Origin of the sequence: Stenotrophomonas maltophilia, from assembly GCF_013464485.1 — a bacterium.
Taxonomy (GTDB): domain Bacteria; phylum Pseudomonadota; class Gammaproteobacteria; order Xanthomonadales; family Xanthomonadaceae; genus Stenotrophomonas; species Stenotrophomonas maltophilia_AW.
The window spans coordinates 1-20,512 of record NZ_RAUX01000052.1 but is presented as its reverse complement, the minus strand read 5'-3'; the positions used below and the strand labels follow the sequence as shown (position 1 = coordinate 20,512).

The window sequence follows — 20,512 nt, the reverse complement described above, 5'->3', positions numbered from 1 at the left end:
CATGTTTTCCAATTACCGCCAGTACTGGGACCTGACCAAGCCCAAGGTCGTCGCCCTGATCGTCTTCACTGCCCTGGTCGGCATGGTCCTGGCCATTCCGGGCGTACCCAGCTGGGACCAGGTGCGCGCCGGCGTGCTCGGTTTCCTCGGCATCTGGCTGGCTGCTTCGGCCGCCGCCGCCATCAACCAGCTGCTGGATGCGCACATCGATGCGCAGATGGCGCGCACCTCGTGGCGTCCGCTGGTGGTGGGCAAGGTCAAGCCGTGGCAGGTGCTGGTGTTCGCCGGCGTGCTGATCGTGCTGTCGATGACCATCCTGGTGCTGTGGGTGAACCTGATCACCGCGGTGCTGACCTTCGCCTCGCTGATCGGCTACGCGGTGATCTACACCGTGTACCTGAAGCGCGCGACCTCGCAGAACATCGTCATCGGTGGCCTGGCCGGCGCGATGCCGCCGATGCTGGGCTGGGCCGCGGTGACCGGCATGCAGGGCTCGTCGGACTGGGCGTACTCGTCGCTGCTGGTGCTGATCATCTTCATCTGGACCCCGCCGCACTTCTGGGCGCTGGCGATCTTCCGCCGCGAGGACTACGCCAAGGCCGAAATCCCGATGCTGCCGGTAACCCACGGTGTGGTGCACACCCGCAAGCAGATCATGGTGTATTCGGTGGTGCTGGCGCTGGTCTGCCTGCTGCCGTACCTGGTGGGCATGAGCGGCGCGTTCTACCTGGGCGGCGCGATCGTGCTCAACGCCGTGTTCCTCTGGTACGCCTGGCGCATGCTCAACCCGCCGGATGAACTGTTCTCGATGAAGATGTTCCACTACTCCATCGTGTACCTGATGGCGCTGTTCGCCTTCCTGCTGGTCGACCACTGGATCCTGCCCTGGTTGTAAGGCGCCACCTGTAGAGCCGAGCCCATGCTCGGCTGAGGGGGGAAGAGCAGCCGAGCGTGGGCTCGGCTCTACACTTGATCTCTTCCAGCGGCGTCGCCATTGCTGTTCCTGACCCCAAGGAAAGGAGCGAGCAGGGATGCATTCGATCTTCCGCTGGACCGCCGCGCTGCTGCTGGCGCTGGGCATGGCCCTCAGTGCGCATGCCGACGACACCGTTGCGCAGATCCGCCAGCACGCCGGTGATCACCGCCTGCTGGTACTGGGTGAGTTCCATGGCACGCGTGAGACGCCGGTGCTGGTTCGGGAACTGATGGAGGCCTACGCGGCCGATGGCACACCGGTGCGGTTGGCATTGGAGCTGCCGACTGACGAGAACGCCGCGCTGGCGACCTATCTGGCGTCTTCCGGCACGGCCAAGGCGCGCGCTGCATTGCGTGGCACGCCGTACTGGAGCGTCCGCAGCCGCATGCATGACGGCCGTCGCAGCAAGGATATGCTCGACCTGATTGAAGCGGCGCGCGTGCTGCGTACCCGGGGGCGCGATGTGCAGGTATTCGGTTTTGATCGCTTGCTGCCTGCCCAAACGGCGGGTAGTGGGGCACGCGACCGGGTGATGGCCGAAGAGGTCCGCGTGCGCGCAAAGGCATTGCCGAACAATGCACGGTTGCTGGTGCTGACCGGCAACGTACATGGCATGCGTACGCAGCCGAAGATGATTGCGCACCCGCCGATGACGGCACTGCTGGAGGATCTGGACCTTTACAACGTGCGTATCGAGGCGCGTGGCGGGGAGGGCTGGGGCTGTGTCGCCCCTGGACGTTGCGAAGCGCGCCAGCTGCCGAGTCATGCCGGGACATCGCCCAGGGTGGATACCGGTGCTGACCGCAGCTACGACCTGAGGGTATGGCTGCCGCGATTCAGCGTGGCGCGGCTGCTGGACAGCGATTCGGTCTGGTGATCATCCACGTATGGCGTGGATCTACCTGCGCCGTTCAACCACCAGCCGAGCATGGGCTCGGCTCTACAGCAGCTCCACGCCATGCGTGGATGTTTCTCCGTCGGGTCAGGGCTTGCGCCGCGCATACCGCTGCGCGATCACGCCGCAGACGATCAGCTGGATCTGGTGATAGATCATCACCGGCAGCACGATCGCACCGAGGCTGCCACCAGCAAACAGCACCTTGGCGATCGGCACGCCGGTGGCCAGGCTCTTCTTCGAGCCGCAGAACACGATGGCGATCTCGTCCTCGCGGTTGAAACGCAGGCGGCGGGCGACGAAGGTGATCAGTGGCATCGCGATGCCCAGCAGCACGGCGGCCACCACCGCTACGGCCAGCAACGATAGCAGCGGCGTCTTGCTCCACAGGCCTTCGGTCACCGCTTCGCCGAATGCCGAGTACACCACCAGCAGGATGGTGGCCTGGTCGGTATAGCGCAGCAGCGCGCGCTGCCGCTCCACCCAGCCAGCGATCCACGGCCGCAGCAGGTGGCCGGCCACGAACGGCACCAGCAGCTGCAGCATGATGCCGCCGATCGCATGCAGTGGATCGTGCACGCCGCCGGAGGTGCCGGCCAGCGCGGTCAACAGCAGCGGGGTCAGGAACACGCCGAGAATGCTCGACAACGAGGCGCTGCACACCGCCGCAGGCACGTTGCCACGGGCCATCGAGGTGAAGGCGATGGACGACTGCACGGTGGAGGGCAGGGTGCACAGGAACAGCACGCCCAGATACAGCTCCGGGGTCAGCAGCCAGCCCGACAGCGGCTTGAACATCAGCCCCAGCAGCGGGAACAGGATGAAGGTGCAGGCCAGGATGGTCAGGTGCAGCCGCCAGTGCAGCATGCCGCCGATGATCGACTCGCGTGGCAGGCGCGCGCCGTGCAGGAAGAACAGTGCGGCAATGGCAACGGTGGTGACATCGTCGAGGACGATGGCGGCGGCGCCCTTCATCGGCAGCAGCGAGGCCAGGCCGACAGTGCACAGCAGGGCGAGGGTGAAGTTGTCCGGTCGCAGGCGCGACCACCAGTGGGTCATGGTGGGCAGAGTCCTTGGTGCGGTGGAGTCAGGGCGAAGTGGAAGGCGTGGACAGGCGCTGGCGGGTGGCGGCTTCCAGCGACTTCAGGCCGGCGCGCTGGCCGAGCTGCAGGGCCTGTTCCGCGCTGGCGTGCTCGTAGCGTGCGTTGACCAGGCCAAGCACGGCGCCGGCGCGGTTGCCGGACGCACAGTGCAGCAGTACCGGCCCCTGGCTCTGCTGAAGGGCCTGGTGCACGGCACGCACGTTGGCCGCATCCAGTCCCTCGGCACCGGCTACCGGAATACGTACATAACGCAGTCCCAATGACTCGGCCACGTGCGTCTCATCGAAGCCACGGTCCTCACCGGGCTGGCGCAGATCGATCACGGTGCGCACGCCCTGTGCGGCCAGTTCGCCCAGCTGCACGGCGGAGGGCTGGCCACCGGCGTACAGGCCGGGGCGGACTTCAGCAAGGGTGGGGTCCGCCGCCCAGGCCGGCAGCGCCGAGCAGAGCGACAACAACAGCAGGCAGGTCAGGCGCAGCAGCATGGTCCTCTCCGTGAAAGTGTCCTGCCGCTACAGGCGCAGTCCGGCGCGGGCCTTCAGCAGCTCGCGCAGTTCGTACTTGTCAGTATCGTCCAAGCCCTGCTGGCGCTGCTTTGCCAACAACTCCTCCAGGCGTTGCACCAGCAGCTGTTTCTCCAGCTGGGCCACCGCGTCGTGCAGTTCCTGGGTCCAGCTGGCCTCGGTGCCGGGCAGTGTCTGTGCGGCCAGCGTATGCAGCGAGGCCTGCTCCTCGCGGCCATCGAAATGCTCCAGCAGGGCGCCGGTGCTGATGTCCGGGCGCTGTTCGACCAGCCCCAGCAGCTCCAGCAACAGCTCCACGCCCGGCAAGCGCAGCCCCTGGAAGTGGTGCTTGCCGCCCAGCGTCAGCGCCAGCGACGGTTGCTGCAGCAGTACGGCAATCGCACCGCGCACCAGGCTGCGCTTGGCCACTGGCTGGATCGTACGCGCCGGCGGCCGCTGTGGCATCGGCGAACGTGCCGCCTGGGCGTTGCCGCCGAGCCCGGTCAGCTGCCCCAGCTGCTGTTTCATGAGATCGCCGAAGGCACCATCGGGAATCTGCGCCAGCATCGGCTTGGCCCGCTCGGCCAGGCGGGCCTTTCCATCCAGCGTACCCAGGTTGATCTCGCGGGTGAGCTCGTCGAAGAAGAACTGCGACAGCGGCGTGGCCTGCTTCAGGCGTTCGTTGAAGGCCTCGGCGCCTTCCTTGCGCACGATGGTGTCCGGATCCTCGCCATCGGGCAGGAACAGGAAGAAGGCCTGGCGGCCATCCTTCATGCGCGGCAGCACCGACTCCAGCGCCTTCCAGCCGGCACGGCGGCCGGCGGCGTCGCCGTCGAAGCAGAAGAACACGTCCGGCGCGTTGCGGAACAACAGCTCGGCATGGTCCGGCGTGGTCGCCGTGCCCAGCGTCGCCACCGCCTGGGTGACACCGAACTGGAACAGCGAGACCACGTCCATGTAGCCCTCGACCACGATCAGCCGCTCGATCTTCTGGTTGGCCTGGCGCACCTGCCACAGGCCGTACAGTTCGCGGCCCTTGTGGAACAGCGCGGTCTCGGGCGAGTTGAGGTACTTGGGGCCGTCGTCCTTCTCGAACACGCGGCCGCCGAAGGCGATCACCCGGCCACGGCGGTCGAAGATCGGGAACATCACCCGGTCGCGGAACTTGTCGTAGACGTGGCCGCGATCATTCTTGGAGAACAGGCCGGCGCGGTCGAGCAGCTTCATGCGTCGCTCGTCCTTGCCCAGCGCATCGCGCAGGCCGCTGTAGCCATCCGGGGCGTAGCCGATCTGGAAGCGTGCGCGGTTCTCTTCGTCCACGCCACGCCCGTCCAGATAGCTGCGCGCCTTGTCGCTGCCTTCCAGATTGTTCTGGAAGAACCTGGTGGCCGCCTCAAGCGCCGAATACAGCTCGCGGCTGTCGTCCTGTTGCTGGGGGCTGCGCGGGTTCTCGTTGCGCGGCACGTCCATGCCCGCGCGCTTGGCCAGCTCATCCACCGCGTCGAGGAATTCGAGGCGGTCGTAGTTCATCAGGAAGCTGATCGCGGTGCCGTGCGCGCCACAGCCGAAGCAGTGATAGAACTGCTTGGTGGGCGAGACCGTGAACGAGGCCGAGCGCTCGTCATGGAACGGGCAGCGCGCTGCGTACTCCTTGCCCTGGCGCTTCAACGGCACGCGGCTGCCCACCACCTCGACAATGTCGGTGCGGGCGAGCAGGTCGTCGATGAAAGCGTCGGGGATACGGGCCATGGGCAACAGGACAGGGCGCGACCATCGGGCCACGAGGAAGGGAAGGCAGGTTCCCTAGTCTACTCGCTGCCGACGGCCGGGCCGGGTTCTTCGGTGCGGTCCTGGGCCAGCTGCGCCCGCGCATACAGGCGTTCGTCGATCACCGCGGTCATCAACGCGCCGACGAAGAACACCGCGGTGGCGTAGTAGATCCAGACCAGCGAGATCACCAGCGCGCCCATCGAGCCGTAGGCGCTGCCCGGGGCTACGGTGGCGATGTAGAGGCCGATGCCGTAGCGGCCCAGCGCGAACAGCGCCGAGGTGATGGCACCGCCGATGAAGGCCTGGCGCCAGGCCACGCGGCGGTCGGGCAGGTAGTGGTAGAGGAAGGCGAAGGCCAGCGTGTACAGCAGCAGCGAGGTCAGGTAGCCGATCGCCGGCAGCACCGAGGGCAGCTGTGCGAACACCACCTGCAGCGCGGTGGTGGCGGTCATCGACAGGATCAGCAGGAAGCCCAGCGCCAGCACCACGCCGAACGAGAACACGCGCTTGCGCAGCCACGCCTTGATGCCATCCAGGCGCTGCCCGCTGGTGTGGAAGATGCGGTTCAGCGCGTTCTGCAGCTGGGCGAACACGGCAGTGGCACCGACAAACAGCAGCAGTGTGCTCCACAGCCCGGCCAGCGAACCCACGCTGGGCTGGCTGTTGGCGTTGTGCAGCACGGTGTCGGCCACGCTGGCCACGCTGCTGCCGGCCACTGAGCTGATCTGGCCGATCAGCGCCTGCTGCGCGGGCGGGTACAGCGAGGCAGTCAGCCACAGCAGCAGGACCAGCAGCGGGGCCATCGACAGCAGGGCATAGAAGGAGACCGACGCGGCCTGGGTCAGCACGTCGATCTCGACGAAGCGCTTGGCGACCGCCATGGGGAAGCTGTCCTGCAGCTTTCCCAGGTGTGATCGAACGGCAGGCAGAAAGGCGCGGGGATGCGGCATCAGCGGACGACGGTGGCGGACAGGAGAGTGTTTTTCTAGCAAATCACGACGTCACGCGGGGTGAAGTGCCTATTCAGTACTTCGTTCCGTGAGCGTCCGCGCTATTCTTCCGCCGGACCGACGGTGCGCAGGGGGGCTGCCGCCGCGGTATCCGGGGCCGGCTGCCGCTGCGCAGGGCCGCGACATTCCAATTTCTCTGCAGAAGGACGTGTTATGAAAGGGATGGTCTACACCACGATGGTGTTGCTGGCGACGGTGAGCGGCTCGGCAGCCGCCGCATCGGCCGCCTGTGAGAAGGCATTCAAGACAGTAGGGGATCCGCGCAACGGTGCGATGTACATGGCCGACATCACGGTGCCGGGGCTGAAGGTGCAGAGCGCGCTGGACCAGCTGCGGCAGATCGGTGCGGAGGATCAGTTCGAAGTGGGTGGCCAGCTGGTGGAAGGCAACACCGGCAACCAGTACCTGATCCAGACCAAGGGGCTGCGTACGCCGCTGGTGCTGATCGGTACGGCCGACCACACCGGCCGGGTGACGTTGGCGACCAAGCTGGCGCGTGGCCAGACCGTCGGCCAGGACGACGCACGGCAGTCGATGTGCGCCATGCTGGACAAGCTGAAGGGCGGCAGCCAGGGCGAGGCGCTTGCCGCGGCGGCACGCTCCAAGCAGCCGATGCCCGCGCCGGAAGACGTGGCCGCGCCGGACCTGTCCAAGAAGATGGGCAAGGAAGTGCGCAGCACGATGGCAGCCTACAATGCTGCCGGCAGCTTCAAGGACCTGATGCTGGGCACCACCACCAACAAGGAAGACCTGGGCGATCGCTCGGCCACCTTCCTGCCGCTGTACGCCAAGTACATCGGCCGCCGTTACCGCATCGATGGGCAGGTGTATACGGTCAACCGGAACAGTTACTCCACCCGCCCGGGGGAAGTGGGGTCGATCAACTACCTGGTGACGCCGGAGCGCGGCCTGCTGCGGATCCGCCAGAACGACACCTTCAACAACAACAACTACACCATCCGCTGCGAGTTCGCGACGGACCAGGCCGCCAACTTCAGCATGCTGCGCGAGCGCGACTGGGCCAAGCTGGAGGGCGAGGTCAGTTCGGTCGAAGGCAGTTCGATGACGCTGCGCAACTGCCGCCAGGTCTGAACGACAGCGCCACCGCGTACTGAAACGACAAGGCCCGCATTTCGCGGGCCTTGTCACATGCGGCTGGTGCGGCGGTGTTCAGCCGGCCAGCTGCTGCTTGACCAGCTTGGACACCAGGCCCATGTCGGCCTGGCCGGCCAGCTTGGGCTTCAGTGCGCCCATCAGCTTGCCGATGTCGGCCGGGCTGGTGGCGCCGGTCTCGGCGATGGCGGCCTGGATGGCAGCCACGATTTCGGCTTCGCCCATCTTGGCCGGCAGGTAGGCCTCGATGACCACGATCTCGGCACGCTCGATCTCGGCCAGGTCTTCGCGCTTGGCCGCTTCGTACTGGCTGACCGAATCCTTGCGCTGCTTGACCATCTTGTCGAGCACGGCGATCACGGCGGTGTCGTCCAGCTCGATGCGCTCATCCACTTCGCGCTGCTTGATGGCGGCGTTGATCAGGCGGATCACGCCCAGCTTGTGCTTCTCGCCCGCCTTCATGGCGGCCTTCATGTCTTCGGTGAGCTGCTGCTTCATGCTCATGAGGAACCTCGTGGTGGTAGGTGGGGCAGGACGGATGCCCGGGCCCGGAAACGCAAAAAGCCGGCGACGCTCGCGCGTGCCGGCTTCGGCTCCATCGCGACAGGCAGGCCCGCCGCAATGAAGATGCGTCCGATCAGTACAGGCGCTGACGCTTGGTGACGTCGCGCGACGAGCGGCGCAGCTGACGCTTCACAGCAGCGGCAGCCTTGCGCTTGCGCTCCTGGGTCGGCTTTTCGTAGAACTCGCGCTTGCGGGTTTCGGCCAGCACACCGGCCTTTTCGCAAGTGCGCTTGAAGCGGCGAAGAGCAAACTCGAAGGGCTCGTTCTCGCGGACTTTGACGCTGGGCATGGAATCTCCGGGACACAGTAGAACCGGGTCACGCCCGGCGAGCCGCACATTATAGCGGCGAAACGACAAACTGCAAGCGGCCAACCCTGAATACGGGCCGGTAGTTCGATTGCAGAGGGTTCTGCACAGTCCCCGAGGGACCGGCAGGGGCGTCATAATAGCAGGCATGCGAGTCCTTGGCATCGAATCTTCCTGTGATGAGACCGGCGTAGCGGTGTATGACACCGACCTGGCCGGCAGCGCGGCCCTGCGCGCCCATGCGGTCTACAGCCAGATCGCCCTGCATGCCGAGTACGGCGGTGTAGTGCCCGAACTGGCCAGCCGCGACCATGTCCGCAAGCTGCTGCCGCTGGTGCGCCAGACTCTGGCCGACGCCGGCCTCGGCGTAGGCGACATCGACGGGGTGGCCTACACGGCCGGTCCCGGCCTGGTCGGCGCGCTGCTGGTGGGTGCCGGCGTGGCCCGCTCGCTGGCCTGGGCGCTGGAGGTGCCGGCGGTGGGCGTACACCATATGGAAGGCCACCTGCTGGCTCCGCTGATGGAAGACGACCCACCGGAAGCGCCGTTCGTGGCGCTGCTGGTGTCCGGTGGCCATACCCAGCTGGTGGCCGTGGACGCCATCGGCCAGTACCGCCTGCTGGGCGAGACCCTGGATGATGCGGCCGGCGAGGCCTTCGACAAGACCGCCAAGCTGATGGGCCTGCCGTACCCGGGCGGCCCGCAGCTGGCCAGGCTGGCAGAGCAGGGGACGCCGGGCGCGTACCGCTTCGCGCGGCCGATGACCGACCGCCCCGGGCTGGATTTCAGTTTCTCCGGCCTGAAGACCCAGGTGCTGATGGCCTGGCGTGACAGTGACCAGAGCGAGCAGACCCGCGCCGACATCGCCCGTGGCTTTGAAGACGCGGTGGTCGAGACCCTGTCGATCAAGTGCGAACGCGCGCTGGAGGCGGCCGGGACCAATGTGATCGTGGTGGCCGGCGGCGTAGGTGCCAACACGCGCCTGCGCGCGCGCCTGAAGCAGATGGCCGAACGACTCGGTGGCCGGGCCTGCTTCCCGCGGCCGGCACTGTGCACCGACAACGGCGCGATGATCGCCTTCGCCGGTGCGCTTCGCCTGCAGGCCGGCCAGCACAGCCCACCGAAGGTGGACGTGACCCCGCGCTGGGACATGGCGACCCTGCCGGCGGTCTGACCCGGTGGCGCCGGGCCACGCCCGGCGAACGTGCTACCGACGCCCCGCCAACGGCGACGCCGCCAGCACCGTCGTCGCCCGCTCATGGCGTTGCAGCCAGCCCAGCGTGTGCGGGCAGCGCGCGTGGATCAGCCGCCCGATCGCGGCGAGGTCAGCGCCGATGTCACGTTCCAGAATCGGCTCGTGGTGGGCGATGCGGTTGCGCAGGTGGCGGATGCGTCCAATGTCTGCGTGGATGGCTTTCCTGATGACACTGGGATGCGCCGAAGGCGCATGACGTAGAACCCCACCAAGTGCAGGTATCCATAATGTGGCGTCGAAGCGGCAGGTGAAGAGCTGCTGCCAGAACACCATTGGCAGATTGGCGACGATTTCGGGTGTCTCCGTCGCGCGGCCGGCGACCTGTTCCAACGCGGCTCTCGCCGAGGCGGATGACGATGTCGGCAGCCTGCGCCGGAAGGCCGCATTCCAGGGCCAGCGCGGGCCGTGCTGCCGGGCGAGCACCGTGGCCGCCGCGTTGCGGGTGACTACTTCGCAGAGATGCACGGGCATCATCAGTGCACCGCACATCCGCATGTTCCAGACGTACAAGGAATCGGCAGTGACGTCAGGGCTGCAGGTCGATGCGATTCTTTCGTAAGTCGACAGACGCTCCGCTGACAACGCGCGCCTCAGTGCATCGTATGCAGCCATCGTTGTGCGTGGTGTTGAAGGAAGGATCGATGTTGGCCACGGAGGGAGGCGATCACCATCAGGCAACCCCCTTGTTCGCATGACCGGTTTTCCGCGTTGCGGCTGGGAGGAATGCCTCCCGCTGCGTTGTCGTGATTGGCCTTGACCCGCTATTGGCTCACTGACTAGTCTGGGCACATGCGCCACCGGGATTCGCGGCTCGAGAAAGCTCCCCCCGGGGACAAACGGTAGTACCAAAGGGCCCCGCTAGCAGGGCCCTTTGTTCTTTCCGGAGCCGCGTCCCTGCCGGTCATCCACCGTCCGTTCCGGGCAGGCTCACCGCCGTGCCGTTACCATGGCCCCCTGTATTCGGGCGGGTAAGCGCAATGGACAAGGTTTTCATCGAGGGGCTGACGATCGACGCCCTGATCGGCATCTACGATTGGGAGCGACGGATCCGCCAGGATCTGGTGTTCGACCTGGAAATGGGCTTCGACAACCGTCGCCCCGCGGCCACCGATGACATTGCCCACACCCTGAACTACAAGGCGGTGAGCAAGCGCCTGGAACAGTTCGTGCGCGAGTCGGAGTTCGGCCTGGTCGAGACCCTGGCCGAGCGCTGCGCGCAGATTGTGCTGACCGAATTCGACGTGAAGTGGCTGCGCCTGAAGCTGAGCAAGCCCGGTGCGGTGCGCGGCGCACGCGCGGTGGGCGTGATCATCGAACGCACGCGGGAATGACCCGGTAACCCCGGTAGTGCCGGCCGCTGGCCGGCAACCTTGGCAACAACGAAACAGACAGGAGACAACTGATGGTGGATGCGGTGGTGGCGGTACAGTGGCTGGAAAAGCTGCAGAACACACTGGAACCCTATCCCGGCGCCTACCTGGCGTTGATGATCTCGGCGCTGCTGATCGCCGCCGGCCTGGCCAACTGGGTAACCAAGCGCATCCTGCTGCGCGGGCTGCGACGTCTGCTCAACCGCCTGCCGGGCGCTGACACCGGCCGTGGCAGCCACCTGATGCGGGTGATCTCGCGTCTGTCCAATGTGGTGCCCAGCCAGGTGATCGCCTCGGGCATCCGCATCGTGCCGGACCTGCCGCCAGGGCTGGTGGGCTTCATCATCGGCGCCTGCCAGGCCTGGGCGATCCTGACCGTGGTGCTGGCCATCTCGCATGCGCTGGATGCGGCCAACGACCTGTACGAACGTCGCCCCGAAGCCCGCAACAAGCCGATCAAGGGCTACCTGCAGGTCGCCAAGATCGTCATCTTCGTGATCGCCGGCCTGTCGATCGTCGCCACCCTGGCCGGTGTCGACCTGCGCTATCTGGTCACCGGCCTGGGCGCGGCCACCGCGGTGCTGATGCTGATCTTCCAGGACACCATCCTGTCGCTGGTGGCCAGCGTGCAGATCAGCGGCGATGGCCGCGTGCGCATCGGCGACTGGATCGAGATGCCCAGCCAGAACGCCGACGGCGATGTCATCGACATCGCGCTGCACACCGTCACCGTGCAGAACTTCGACAAGACCATCACCACCATCCCGACCAAGAAGCTGGTGACCGAGTCGTTCAAGAACTGGCGCGGCATGCAGGAGGCCGGTGGCCGCCGCATCAAGCGCGCGCTGTACCTGGACCAGCACAGCGTCGGCTTCCTGGACGAGGGCGACCTGGCCTTCCTCGGCGAGTTCGCGCTGCTGCGCGAGTACTTGCACGACAAGGAACAGGAGCTGGGGCAGTGGAACGGGCGCCTGCGCGAACAGGGCGTGGCCGAGGTCAACAGCCGCCGGGTGACCAACCTGGGCACCTTCCGTGCCTACGTGGAGCGCTACCTGCGCAGCCACCCGGGCATCCATACCGACATGACCCTGCTGGTGCGGCAGCTGCAGCCGACCACCGAGGGCTTGCCGCTGGAGCTGTACTGCTTCACCCGCAGCACCGCCTGGGGCGAGTACGAGGCGGTGCAGTCGGACATCTTCGACCACCTGCTGGCGATCCTGCCGGCCTTCGGCCTGCGCGTGTTCCAGGCCTCCAGCGATGCCATGTTGATGGCCGGGCAGCGCCAGCTGGCCGGCTCGGAGTAAGCTGCGAGGCCTCCGGCCGGACCGTACGGATCCGGCTGGAGCCTGAAACTGAATGACGAAACCTCTCGCCAAATGGCTCGGGATCGCTAGAATGCCGGGCTTGTAAACGTTTTCATCAAGGACTGCTGGTGGCCTCCGATCGCATCGAATCCCTCATTGCCCAGATGACCGTCGAGGAAAAGGTCGGCCAGCTGGGTGTCTTCGCGGACATGGTCCGCCCGTTCGCCCCGGACGTGAACCCGGAAGCCAACGTGCGCAATGCCGACCAGGTGCTGCAGCAGGTGCGCGAGGGCAAGGTCGGCTCGCTGTTCAATGGTGTCGGTGCCGAACTGGGCCGCCGCATCCAGCAGGTCGCCACCGAGGAGAGCCGGCTGGGCATCCCGGTGATCCTGGCTGCCGACGTCATCCACGGCATGCGCACCGTGTTCCCGATCCCGCTGGGTGAAGCGGCCAGCTTCGAACCGGACCTGGCCGAGCGCACCGCGCGCGCCACCGCCGTCGAAGCCACCGCTGCCGGCCTGCACTGGACCTATGCGCCGGCCGTGGATATCGCCCGCGACCAGCGCTGGGGCCGTGGCGCCGAAGGTGCCGGTGAGGACGTGGTGCTGGGCTGTGCGTTCGCCGCCGCCCGTGTGCGTGGCTTCCAGGGCAGCGACCTGCGCGCCGCCGATTCGCTGCTGGCCACGCCGAAGCACTTCGCCGCCTATGGCGCGGTGATGGCCGGCATGGAATACAACATGGTGGACATCTCGCCGCAGACCCTGCGCGACGTGCACCTGCCGCCGTTCAAGGCCGCCTTCGACGCGGGCGCGATCACCGTGATGTCCTCGTTCAACGACATCAACGGCGTGCCGGCCAGCGCCAACGCCGAACTGCTGACCGACATCCTGCGCGGTGAGTGGAAGTTCCCGGGTGTGGTGATCTCCGATTACACCGCCGACATGGAACTGGTCGCGCACGGCTATGCCGCCGACGACCGCGACGCCACCGCCAAGGCGTTCACCGCCGGCCTGGACCTGAGCATGCAGAGCGGCTTCTACGCCGAGCACCTGCCGGGCCTGGTCGAGAGCGGCGAGGTGCCGATGAGCGTGCTGGATGAAGGCGTGCGCCGCATCCTGTGGCTGAAGGAAACCATCGGCCTGTTCGACGACCCGTACCGCTCGCTGGACCCGGCGCGCGAAGCGGATACCTCGCACATCGCCGCGCATGACGAGTTGTCGCGCGATGCTGCACGCCGTTCGATCGTGCTGCTGAACAACCGCGACAACGTGCTGCCGCTGCAGAAGACCGGGCAGAAGATCGCCCTGATCGGCCCGTTCGTGCAGGACCGCGAGAACATCGAAGGTTGCTGGACGCTGTTCGGCGACAAGCCGCGCTACGTGGACCTGGAAACCGGCGTGCGTGCCGCCATCGGCGACGAAGCGCTGCTGGAGATCGTGCCGGGCTGTGATCTGGAAACCGCGATTCCGGGTGGCACCGAAGCGGCCGTGGCCGCCGCGCTGCGCGCCGACGTGGTGGTGCTGGCGCTGGGCGAGCCGCAGCGTTACAGCGGTGAAGCGCAGTCGCGCGTGGAGATCACTCTGCCGCCGGCACAGCAGGCGCTGGCCGAGGCCGTGGCGATGACCGGCAAGCCGCTGGTGGTGCTGCTGCGCAACGGTCGCGCGCTGGCCCTGCAGGGTGCGGTGCGCAACGCGCATGCCGTGGCCATCACCTGGTACCTGGGCACGCAGACCGGCCATGCCGTGGCCGATGTGCTGTTCGGCGACTACAGCCCCTCCGGCCGCCTGCCGGTCAGCTTCCCGCAGGTGTCCGGCCAGCAGCCGTACTTCTACAACCACCCGCGCACCGGCCGCCCGGAACTGCCGACCATGTCGGAGTTCAAGGCACGCTGGCGCGAGATTCCGAACGAGCCGCTGTACCCGTTCGGCCATGGCATCGGCTACACCACGTTCGCCTACGACGTGCCGCAGCTGAGCGCCGCGCAGTTGGGCTGGGACGAGACCCTGACCATCACCACCACGCTGACCAACAGCGGCGATGTGGCCGGTGAGGAAGTGGTGCAGCTGTACATCCACGACCGCGTGGCCAGTCGCGTGCGTCCGGTGCGCGAATTGAAGGACTTCCGCAAGGTGGCACTGCAGCCGGGCGAGTCGACCGAAGTGGTGTTCACCCTGACCCGCGAGCAGTTGGAATTCACCGGCCGCGACGGCGTGCTGCGTGCCGAACCGGGTCAGTTCGACCTGTGGGTCTGCGCGTCCTCCGCCGCCGGTGAAGCCGTGCAGTTCGAACTGCTGAAGGCCTGATCGAAGAAAAAGGGGACGGAGGGGATCAAGTCGTTTGTGCCACAAACGACTTGATCCCCTCCGTCCCCTTTTTTGTTGCCGTCACTGTGGGGGCGCTACCATCGGCATTCTTGAACCGATGGATGCCCGCGCATGCGCACGATTGCCGTGTTGATTTCCGCCCTGATGCTGGCCGCGTGTTCGCAACCGGTGCCGCCGGCCGAGCCTGCGGTGGATGCACCGCCGCCGATGGAGGCCAATGCCGCGGCGACGCCTGCCGCTGAACCCGCTGCCTCCGCACCGGTGGCACCCGCAGCGGAGGTGCCTGCCGAGGACGCGCGTGCGCGCATCGACGCGGTGCTCGGCGATGCCGCGCAGTACGAAACGGTGTTCAACGCGTTCAAGGCTGCCGTGGTGGGTGGTGACCGCGCCGCCGTGGTGGAAGAAGTGCACTTCCCGCTGAACATTGCCGGTGGAAAGAAGATCACCGGCCCGGGGGAGTTCCAGCGCGGCTACGAGAAGATCATCACCCCGGCGGTGGTCAAGGCGGTGTCCGAACAGGACTTCGGCAAGGTCTTCGTCAACCAGCAGGGCGTGATGATTGGCGATGGACAGGTGTGGTTGAACGGGCAGTGCCTGGACCAGGCCTGCACGAAGACCGAGGTGAAGGTCATCACCATCCAGTAAACGGAAACGGCCCCGCATGCGGGGCCGTTCCGGAAAAAGGTGCCGATCAGGCCTTCGGCGTCAGCTTCAGCAGGCGCGCCTTGCTGCCGTCTTCCAGCAGCCACAGGGCGCCGTCCGGGCCCTGTTCCACTTCGCGGATGCGCTCGCCCATATTGAAGCGCTCGGCTTCGCGCGCGCTGTCACCGTCGAACGTCACGCGCACCAGCGAGGTGGACGACAGCCCACCGATGAAGCCGCTGCCCTTCCACTGCGGGAACAGGGTGCCGCTGTAGATCACGAAGCCGGCCGGCGAGATCACCGGCGTCCAGGTCACCTTCGGTGCGGCGAACTCCGGACGGGTGTCATGGTCGGGAATCGGACGGCCATCGTAGTGGTCGCCGTTGGAGACGATCGGGTAGCCGTAGTTGGCGCCACGCACGATCAGGTTCAGCTCATCGCCGCCGGCCGGGCCCATCTCATGCGCCCACAGCGTGCCGTTGGCATCGAAGGCCATGCCCAGGATGTTGCGATGGCCCAATGACCAGACCTGCGCGGCCACGCCGCCCTGCGAGGCGAACGGGTTGTCGGCGGGCAGGCTGCCATCGTCGTTGAGACGGATGATCTTGCCAAGGTTGCCGCTCATGTCCTGGGCCGGATCGAACTTCTGCCGCTCACTGGAGCTGATCCACAGCTTGCCGTCCGGGCCGAAGGCGAGGCGGTGGCCGTAGTGGCCCTCACCGCTGACCTTTGGGCTCTGCCGCCAGATCACCTTCAGGTCCTTCAGTTGGCCACCACCGCTGGCGTCCAGCGCCAGCGTGGCACGGGCCACGGCAGCACCGCGGGTGTCCAGCGTGCCTTCCTCGGCGTAGCTGACGTACACGACATGATTCCGGGCGAAATCAGGGTGCAGGATGATGTCGCCAAAGCCACCCTGGCCACCGTAAGCGACCTTCGGAACGCCGATGATCTCATGCTTCTGGCCGCTGGCCAGGTCCAGATGCTGCAGCTTGCCACGCTTTTCAGTGACCAGCAGGCTGCCGTCGGGCAGGAAGGTCATCGCCCACGGCTGGTCGAAGCGGCTGACCTCGGTGGCGGTGAACGGGCGCTGGTCGGTCGCGGTGGAGGCTGCTGGGGCGGCGGCCTGGGCGCCGTTGGCGGCCGGGTCGGCGGCGCTGCAGGCAGAAGTGGCGAGGATCGGCACCAGGCCGAGGGCGAGCAGCAGGGGTGTGCGGGTCATGGGTATCTCCAGGGCGGGGATGCGGATGGCCGGGCTGTCCCTTGTATACCACTGGAGCCGTGATCGTCGTGGCCCGAAGGTCCTGCGCCCCCTGTGCGGGGGCGACGGGATCGTCTAGGGTGGGCACGCCCGGGCAAAGCATGCCCGCCTGCCTGCAAGGATCCGCAATGAACACTGCCATGCCGCACAAGCCGTCCACCGCCTTCGTCGCCGCCTCGTGGGTTGCCCTGCTGCTGGGCGCGGCGGCCTACCTGATCGGCCTGTTCAACGCCGCAATGGCGCTCAACGAGAAGGGCTATTACCTCACCCTGTTGCTGTTCGGCCTGTTTGCCGCAGTATCGCTGCAGAAGAGCGTGCGCGATCGTGTCGAGGGCATTCCTGTGAGTGCGCTGTACTACGGGCTGTGCTGGTTCGCGCTGCTTTCGGCATTGGCGCTGCTGCTGGTCGGGTTGTGGAACGCCACCTTGGCACCCAGCGAGAAGGGCTTCTACGGCATGGCTTACGCGCTGTCGCTGTTCGGTGCAGTGGCGGTGCAGAAGAACACCCGCGACCTGATCGCCGCAGGTGGTGGTGAGAGCAAGCGCAGCACGGTCGTGCCACCGCTGCCGGAACAGGAGTGATTCTGTAGAGCCGAGCCCGCGCTCGGCTCCCGCAGGATTTCTGTAGAGTCGAGCCATGCTCGACTGAGCCGAGCGCAGGCTCGGCTCTACAAGTGCATGGCGTTATCGCTTCAACCGCGGATCCGCCAGCTGCGCGTCTTCCCAGCCACGGCGCACAGCACCGCGCGCCTGCGCCCATTCCAGCCGGCTGCGGCCACGTTCATTGGCCCAGCGCGATTCCAGCTCGGCTTCGACCTGTTCGTAGGCGCGGATCATGTCCTGTGCGCGGGCGGCGTGGCCGATGCGGTAGGCCGGTTCATAGTCCTCGAAGAACAGCTGGTCGTCGTAGTACGGCTCGGCCGTATAGCGTTCGCGCCAGTAGTTGCTGACCGCATCGCGCGGCGTGCTGTCGTCCGGTACGCGGCCGGGGATCTGGTACTCAGCCATGGAAGGGCTCCGTTGTTGACGAAGCCTGATCGTGCCTGCGTGGCGGTTAACGGCCCGGTCCGGCAGCGTGATCGCCAGATCAATCCGCCGGGCATGGCCCGGCGCTACCGGTCACCCGGCGTCGGCATCCTTGCGCGGCAGCTTGTAGATCACCGCACCAATGGCGAACGCCACCAGCGCAGCGGCGATGTTCTGCCAGCTGGCACTGGCGAACAGCGCCAGGCACAGCAGCAGCGCCAGCACCGGAATCAACGGTCCGCCGGGCAGCTTCAGCGCGCCTGGGCGATCGGCAAAGCGCTTGGCCAGCACCAGCACCGCAGCAGCCGTACCGATGTAGGCGAACAACCGCGTGGTCATCGACAACAGCGCCAGCTGCACGAACGAACCGGACAGCGCCAGACCAAGTGCGATCAGGCCCTGGCACAGGATCGAGGCGGCCGGGGTATGGAAGCGCGGGTGCACCTGCGCCAGGATCTTCGGCCCGTAGCCATCGCGGGCCAGTGCGAACAGGAAGCGCGGGCCCATCATCATCGTGTTGCTGTTGGTGCCGAGGATGGAGATGGTGGCACCGACGGTCAGGATCAGCGCCAGCGCTTCGCCACCGAAGCCCGCGGCGGCATCGGCCAGCGGCGTGGCCGAGCTGGACAGGCCGGCCAGCGTGCCTTGTGCCACCACCTGCACCGCGCCGTAGATGACGGTGACGGTGATGATCATGGTGATCAGCGCGAACGGAATGTCGCGGCGCGGATTGCGGTACTCGCCGGCTGCGGCCGGAATGTTCTCGAAACCGGCGTAGGCGTACAGCAGCAGGAGCGCGGCTTCACCCATGCGCTGCAGGTCGTGCGGGTCCGGGCGCTGGCCGGAGAAGGCCAGCTGCGGGTCGATGTAGAACGCGCCGATGGCCACGAACAGCAGCAGCGGCAGCATCTTGCCGATCACCAGCACCACGCCGGTCCGCGCGGCCGAGCGCACGCCAATGATGTTGACGCCGGTGAGGAAGCCCAGCGACACCACGATCACCGCGATGCGCCCCAGGCCGGCACCGGCCCACGGCCAGAAACGCGCAACTGCATCGGCCAGCGCGTTGCTGAGCGCAGCGGCCGAACTGATGCGGGTCAGCCAGATCATCCAGCCGATCTCGAAACCGGCGAAGCGCCCGAACGCCTCGCGGGCGTACAGGTAGCTGCCGCCGGGCTCATCGAAGTAGCTGGCGGCCTGCGCGTAGCACAGCACCAGCAGGGCGACGACGATGCCGGCGGCGACCACGCCCCACAGGCTGAACGGGCCGAGCAGGGCGACGGTGGCGGCCGGCAGCAGGTAGATGCCGCTGCCGATCACATCGTTGATCGACAGGCCGACGATCTGCCAGCGGCTGACCGCGCGCTGCAGCTGCGGTTCGTCCGGGGTGCTCAACGCAGTGCTTCCGTCAGTTCGGGGAGTTCCCACGGTCCCTGATACTCGTGGTACTGCGCGCGCGGCAGCAGCACGAACCGCGGTTGTGCTTCATCGCTCAGCCAGGCCAGCAGGGTGCGCATGTGAGCGGCGGTCATGGCGGTACAGCCGGCGGTGGCCTCACCGGGCTGACGCCACAGATGGGCGAAGATGCAACTGCCGTAGCCTGGATCGTTGAAGGCGTTGTGGGCGATCACAAAACCCTGTCGGTAGCGCACATCCCCCTTGTTGTGCAGGTCCAGCCGCATGGGTTCAGTGGAGCCCTTCACTGCCTCAGCGCCGACCTCGCGTGCGTCGACAATCTGGTTGTACTGCGGCGAGGCCGGTACGTCCATGCAGTAGTGTGTGGGCTGCATCTGCTGGTAGTTCAGACCGGTGGCGGCCTTCCCTGCGTAGCCGAACGCGCTGCCGATCGCGAAGACGCCGGCTGGGCTGCGGCCATCGCCTTCGCGCTTCTGCGGACCGTTCGCCGGCATGCCGGTCAGCCCCAGCCCCCAGGCGCTGCCGGTGCGTCCGATCGCCACGTCGAACGCCGGACCGTGCGGCTGCCACCCCTTGGCGTCCCGGGTGTAGGCCTGCAGCTTGCCTTGGCTGGCATCCCAGCTGTCGGTGACCACCACCACGACCTGCTGGCTGTGCACCAGAGGAGGGAGCCTTTTACTGAGGGCTGCGGTTGGAAACTGCGGCAGCAGGGCCAGCAGCCCGGCTGCGATGACGCGATGGAACAGGCGGTTCATGCAGGTGCTCCGGTCAGGAATCCAGCAGGTGGTCGATCCGCTCCAGGTTCACCGCCAGCTGCTGCTGGCGATCCGGATTGGTGTGGCAGAGCAGCACGAACAGGAAATCGAGCAGGGCGTGCATGGCGCTACGGTACAGCAGCTGCGCCACCTGCGGCGTGCGATCGTGCGCACATACCACCAGTGCCGCATCCGCATGCGCGCGCAGCGGGTTGGCGGTGTGGCGGGTGATGGAAATCACCTTGCCCCCCATGTCCTGGAACTGGCGCGACAGCTGCGAAAGCTGTGGCAGGTTGCCGAACTCGGAGAACACCAGCAGCGCATCGCCCGGGCGCGCGGCCGACAGGTTGGCCAGCATCAGGATCGGGTCAGTATGCGGCACCACCAGCAGGCCGAGCAGCGACAGCCGCATGGCGAACTCGCGCGCGAACAGGCCGTCATCGCCCAGGCCATGGACGAACAGTTTCGGTGCGCCATCGAGCAGCTGCACGATGCGCTCGATTTCTTCGCGCGGATTGGCCTGGCGGGTTTCCTCTTCGGCCTGCGCCTTGCTGCGGCGCAGGGCGTCGCCCAGGCGCAGGTAATCATCGCCGCTGTCGGGTTCGCGGGGTGCCTGTTGTGGATCGGTACCGGCGCGGGCGACATCCTGGCCGATGGAATACTTCAGGTCCGGGTAGCCCTTGAAGCCGAGCTTCTGGCTGAACTTCACCACGCTGGACTGGCTGATGCCCAGCGCGCTGGCCAGCTGCTGGGAGGAGTAGTCGCGCAGCAGGTGGGCGTTGTCGAGGATGAAATCGGCAATGCGGCGTTCGATGGCCGACATCTGCCCGCGCTCGGTGCGGATCTTCAGCAGGGGCGGCATGCGGGGTGTCCGGGGGTCTGCAAAGGCGTTGCGGTTGGCCGCATAAAGCGAATTATGGGG

The 20,512-nt window shown here is 66.8% G+C and carries 21 protein-coding genes; 9 read left to right on the top strand and 12 right to left on the bottom strand.

Features of this window, described 5'->3' with window-relative positions; translation table 11 throughout:
* Position 1 precedes the first annotated feature (1 nt).
* Complete coding sequence (gene cyoE, locus D7Y61_RS19945; RefSeq protein WP_180868812.1) at positions 2-895, top strand: heme o synthase; 894 nt, start codon at positions 2-4, stop codon at positions 893-895.
* Between the two features lie 136 nt (positions 896-1,031).
* Complete coding sequence (locus tag D7Y61_RS19940) at positions 1,032-1,853, top strand: calcium-binding protein (protein WP_180868810.1); 822 nt, start codon at positions 1,032-1,034, stop codon at positions 1,851-1,853.
* 105 nt (positions 1,854-1,958) lie between these two features.
* Here the strand turns inward: D7Y61_RS19940 and D7Y61_RS19935 are convergent, their stop codons facing one another.
* The 4 genes from D7Y61_RS19935 to D7Y61_RS19920 are packed head-to-tail and all read right to left on the bottom strand — an operon-like array spanning position 1,959 to position 6,197.
* A complete protein-coding gene (locus D7Y61_RS19935) occupies positions 1,959-2,930 on the bottom strand; it encodes a bile acid:sodium symporter family protein (RefSeq protein WP_180868809.1) in 972 nt (323 codons plus the stop codon).
* A gap of 28 nt (positions 2,931-2,958) precedes the next feature.
* Positions 2,959-3,459, bottom strand: a complete 501-nt coding sequence (locus D7Y61_RS19930; RefSeq protein ID WP_180868807.1) for a fused DSP-PTPase phosphatase/NAD kinase-like protein — start codon at positions 3,457-3,459, stop codon at positions 2,959-2,961.
* 27 nt (positions 3,460-3,486) lie between these two features.
* Entirely contained in the window at positions 3,487-5,226 is a 1,740-nt protein-coding gene (gene dnaG / locus D7Y61_RS19925; protein WP_180868805.1) for a DNA primase, read from the bottom strand.
* A gap of 59 nt (positions 5,227-5,285) precedes the next feature.
* Positions 5,286-6,197 (bottom strand): YihY/virulence factor BrkB family protein, encoded by a 912-nt coding sequence (locus D7Y61_RS19920; protein WP_180868804.1) that lies wholly within the window; start codon positions 6,195-6,197, stop codon positions 5,286-5,288.
* 213 nt (positions 6,198-6,410) lie between these two features.
* Here D7Y61_RS19920 and D7Y61_RS19915 point away from each other — a divergent pair, with 213 nt between their 5' ends.
* Complete coding sequence (locus D7Y61_RS19915; RefSeq protein WP_258010435.1) at positions 6,411-7,349, top strand: hypothetical protein; 939 nt, start codon at positions 6,411-6,413, stop codon at positions 7,347-7,349.
* 78 nt (positions 7,350-7,427) lie between these two features.
* Here the strand turns inward: D7Y61_RS19915 and D7Y61_RS19910 are convergent, their stop codons facing one another.
* Together D7Y61_RS19910 and rpsU are read right to left on the bottom strand one after the other, a co-directional pair.
* On the bottom strand, positions 7,428-7,874 hold the full coding sequence (locus D7Y61_RS19910; RefSeq protein ID WP_180868802.1) for a GatB/YqeY domain-containing protein: 447 nt from the start codon (positions 7,872-7,874) through the stop codon (positions 7,428-7,430).
* A 133-nt stretch (positions 7,875-8,007) separates the two neighbouring features.
* Complete coding sequence (gene rpsU / locus D7Y61_RS19905) at positions 8,008-8,223, bottom strand: 30S ribosomal protein S21 (RefSeq protein ID WP_002808376.1); 216 nt, start codon at positions 8,221-8,223, stop codon at positions 8,008-8,010.
* A 166-nt stretch (positions 8,224-8,389) separates the two neighbouring features.
* Here rpsU and tsaD point away from each other — a divergent pair, with 166 nt between their 5' ends.
* On the top strand, positions 8,390-9,415 hold the full coding sequence (gene tsaD / locus D7Y61_RS19900) for a tRNA (adenosine(37)-N6)-threonylcarbamoyltransferase complex transferase subunit TsaD (RefSeq protein WP_049444518.1): 1,026 nt from the start codon (positions 8,390-8,392) through the stop codon (positions 9,413-9,415).
* A 33-nt stretch (positions 9,416-9,448) separates the two neighbouring features.
* Here tsaD and D7Y61_RS19895 read toward each other — a convergent pair whose 3' ends face one another.
* Positions 9,449-10,108 (bottom strand): hypothetical protein, encoded by a 660-nt coding sequence (locus D7Y61_RS19895; protein WP_111111324.1) that lies wholly within the window; start codon positions 10,106-10,108, stop codon positions 9,449-9,451.
* Positions 10,109-10,473: 365 nt separating this feature from the next.
* Here D7Y61_RS19895 and folB point away from each other — a divergent pair, with 365 nt between their 5' ends.
* From folB to D7Y61_RS19875, 4 genes are all read left to right on the top strand, one after another.
* Positions 10,474-10,827, top strand: coding sequence for a dihydroneopterin aldolase (folB, locus tag D7Y61_RS19890; protein WP_049426942.1), 354 nt, complete (start codon positions 10,474-10,476; stop codon positions 10,825-10,827).
* A 71-nt stretch (positions 10,828-10,898) separates the two neighbouring features.
* The gene (locus D7Y61_RS19885; protein WP_180868800.1) at positions 10,899-12,170 is read left to right on the top strand and encodes a mechanosensitive ion channel family protein; all 1,272 of its coding nucleotides are present in this window, start codon (positions 10,899-10,901) and stop codon (positions 12,168-12,170) included.
* A 128-nt stretch (positions 12,171-12,298) separates the two neighbouring features.
* On the top strand, positions 12,299-14,473 hold the full coding sequence (locus tag D7Y61_RS19880) for a glycoside hydrolase family 3 N-terminal domain-containing protein (RefSeq protein WP_180868799.1): 2,175 nt from the start codon (positions 12,299-12,301) through the stop codon (positions 14,471-14,473).
* Positions 14,474-14,605: 132 nt separating this feature from the next.
* Positions 14,606-15,139 carry a hypothetical protein gene (locus tag D7Y61_RS19875; protein WP_180868797.1) on the top strand — a complete coding sequence of 178 codons (534 nt, stop codon included), beginning with the start codon at positions 14,606-14,608 and terminating at the stop codon, positions 15,137-15,139.
* A 46-nt stretch (positions 15,140-15,185) separates the two neighbouring features.
* Here the strand turns inward: D7Y61_RS19875 and D7Y61_RS19870 are convergent, their stop codons facing one another.
* On the bottom strand, positions 15,186-16,355 hold the full coding sequence (locus tag D7Y61_RS19870; RefSeq protein ID WP_180868795.1) for a PQQ-dependent sugar dehydrogenase: 1,170 nt from the start codon (positions 16,353-16,355) through the stop codon (positions 15,186-15,188).
* 167 nt (positions 16,356-16,522) lie between these two features.
* On the opposite strand from D7Y61_RS19870, the gene yiaA reads away from it, so the two are divergent.
* Complete coding sequence (yiaA, locus tag D7Y61_RS19865) at positions 16,523-16,975, top strand: inner membrane protein YiaA (protein ID WP_180868793.1); 453 nt, start codon at positions 16,523-16,525, stop codon at positions 16,973-16,975.
* 102 nt (positions 16,976-17,077) lie between these two features.
* Here the strand turns inward: yiaA and D7Y61_RS19860 are convergent, their stop codons facing one another.
* The 4 genes from D7Y61_RS19860 to D7Y61_RS19845 form a co-directional block, all read right to left on the bottom strand.
* Positions 17,078-17,401 carry a hypothetical protein gene (locus D7Y61_RS19860; protein WP_180868791.1) on the bottom strand — a complete coding sequence of 108 codons (324 nt, stop codon included), beginning with the start codon at positions 17,399-17,401 and terminating at the stop codon, positions 17,078-17,080.
* 111 nt (positions 17,402-17,512) lie between these two features.
* Entirely contained in the window at positions 17,513-18,814 is a 1,302-nt protein-coding gene (locus D7Y61_RS19855) for an APC family permease (RefSeq protein WP_180868789.1), read from the bottom strand.
* Positions 18,811-19,590 (bottom strand): L,D-transpeptidase family protein, encoded by a 780-nt coding sequence (locus tag D7Y61_RS19850; protein WP_258010434.1) that lies wholly within the window; start codon positions 19,588-19,590, stop codon positions 18,811-18,813. Before D7Y61_RS19850 ends, D7Y61_RS19855 begins: the two co-directional genes overlap by 4 nt.
* Before the next feature lie 13 nt (positions 19,591-19,603).
* A complete protein-coding gene (locus D7Y61_RS19845; protein ID WP_180868787.1) occupies positions 19,604-20,452 on the bottom strand; it encodes a MurR/RpiR family transcriptional regulator in 849 nt (282 codons plus the stop codon).
* Between the last annotated feature and the right edge of the window lie 60 nt (positions 20,453-20,512).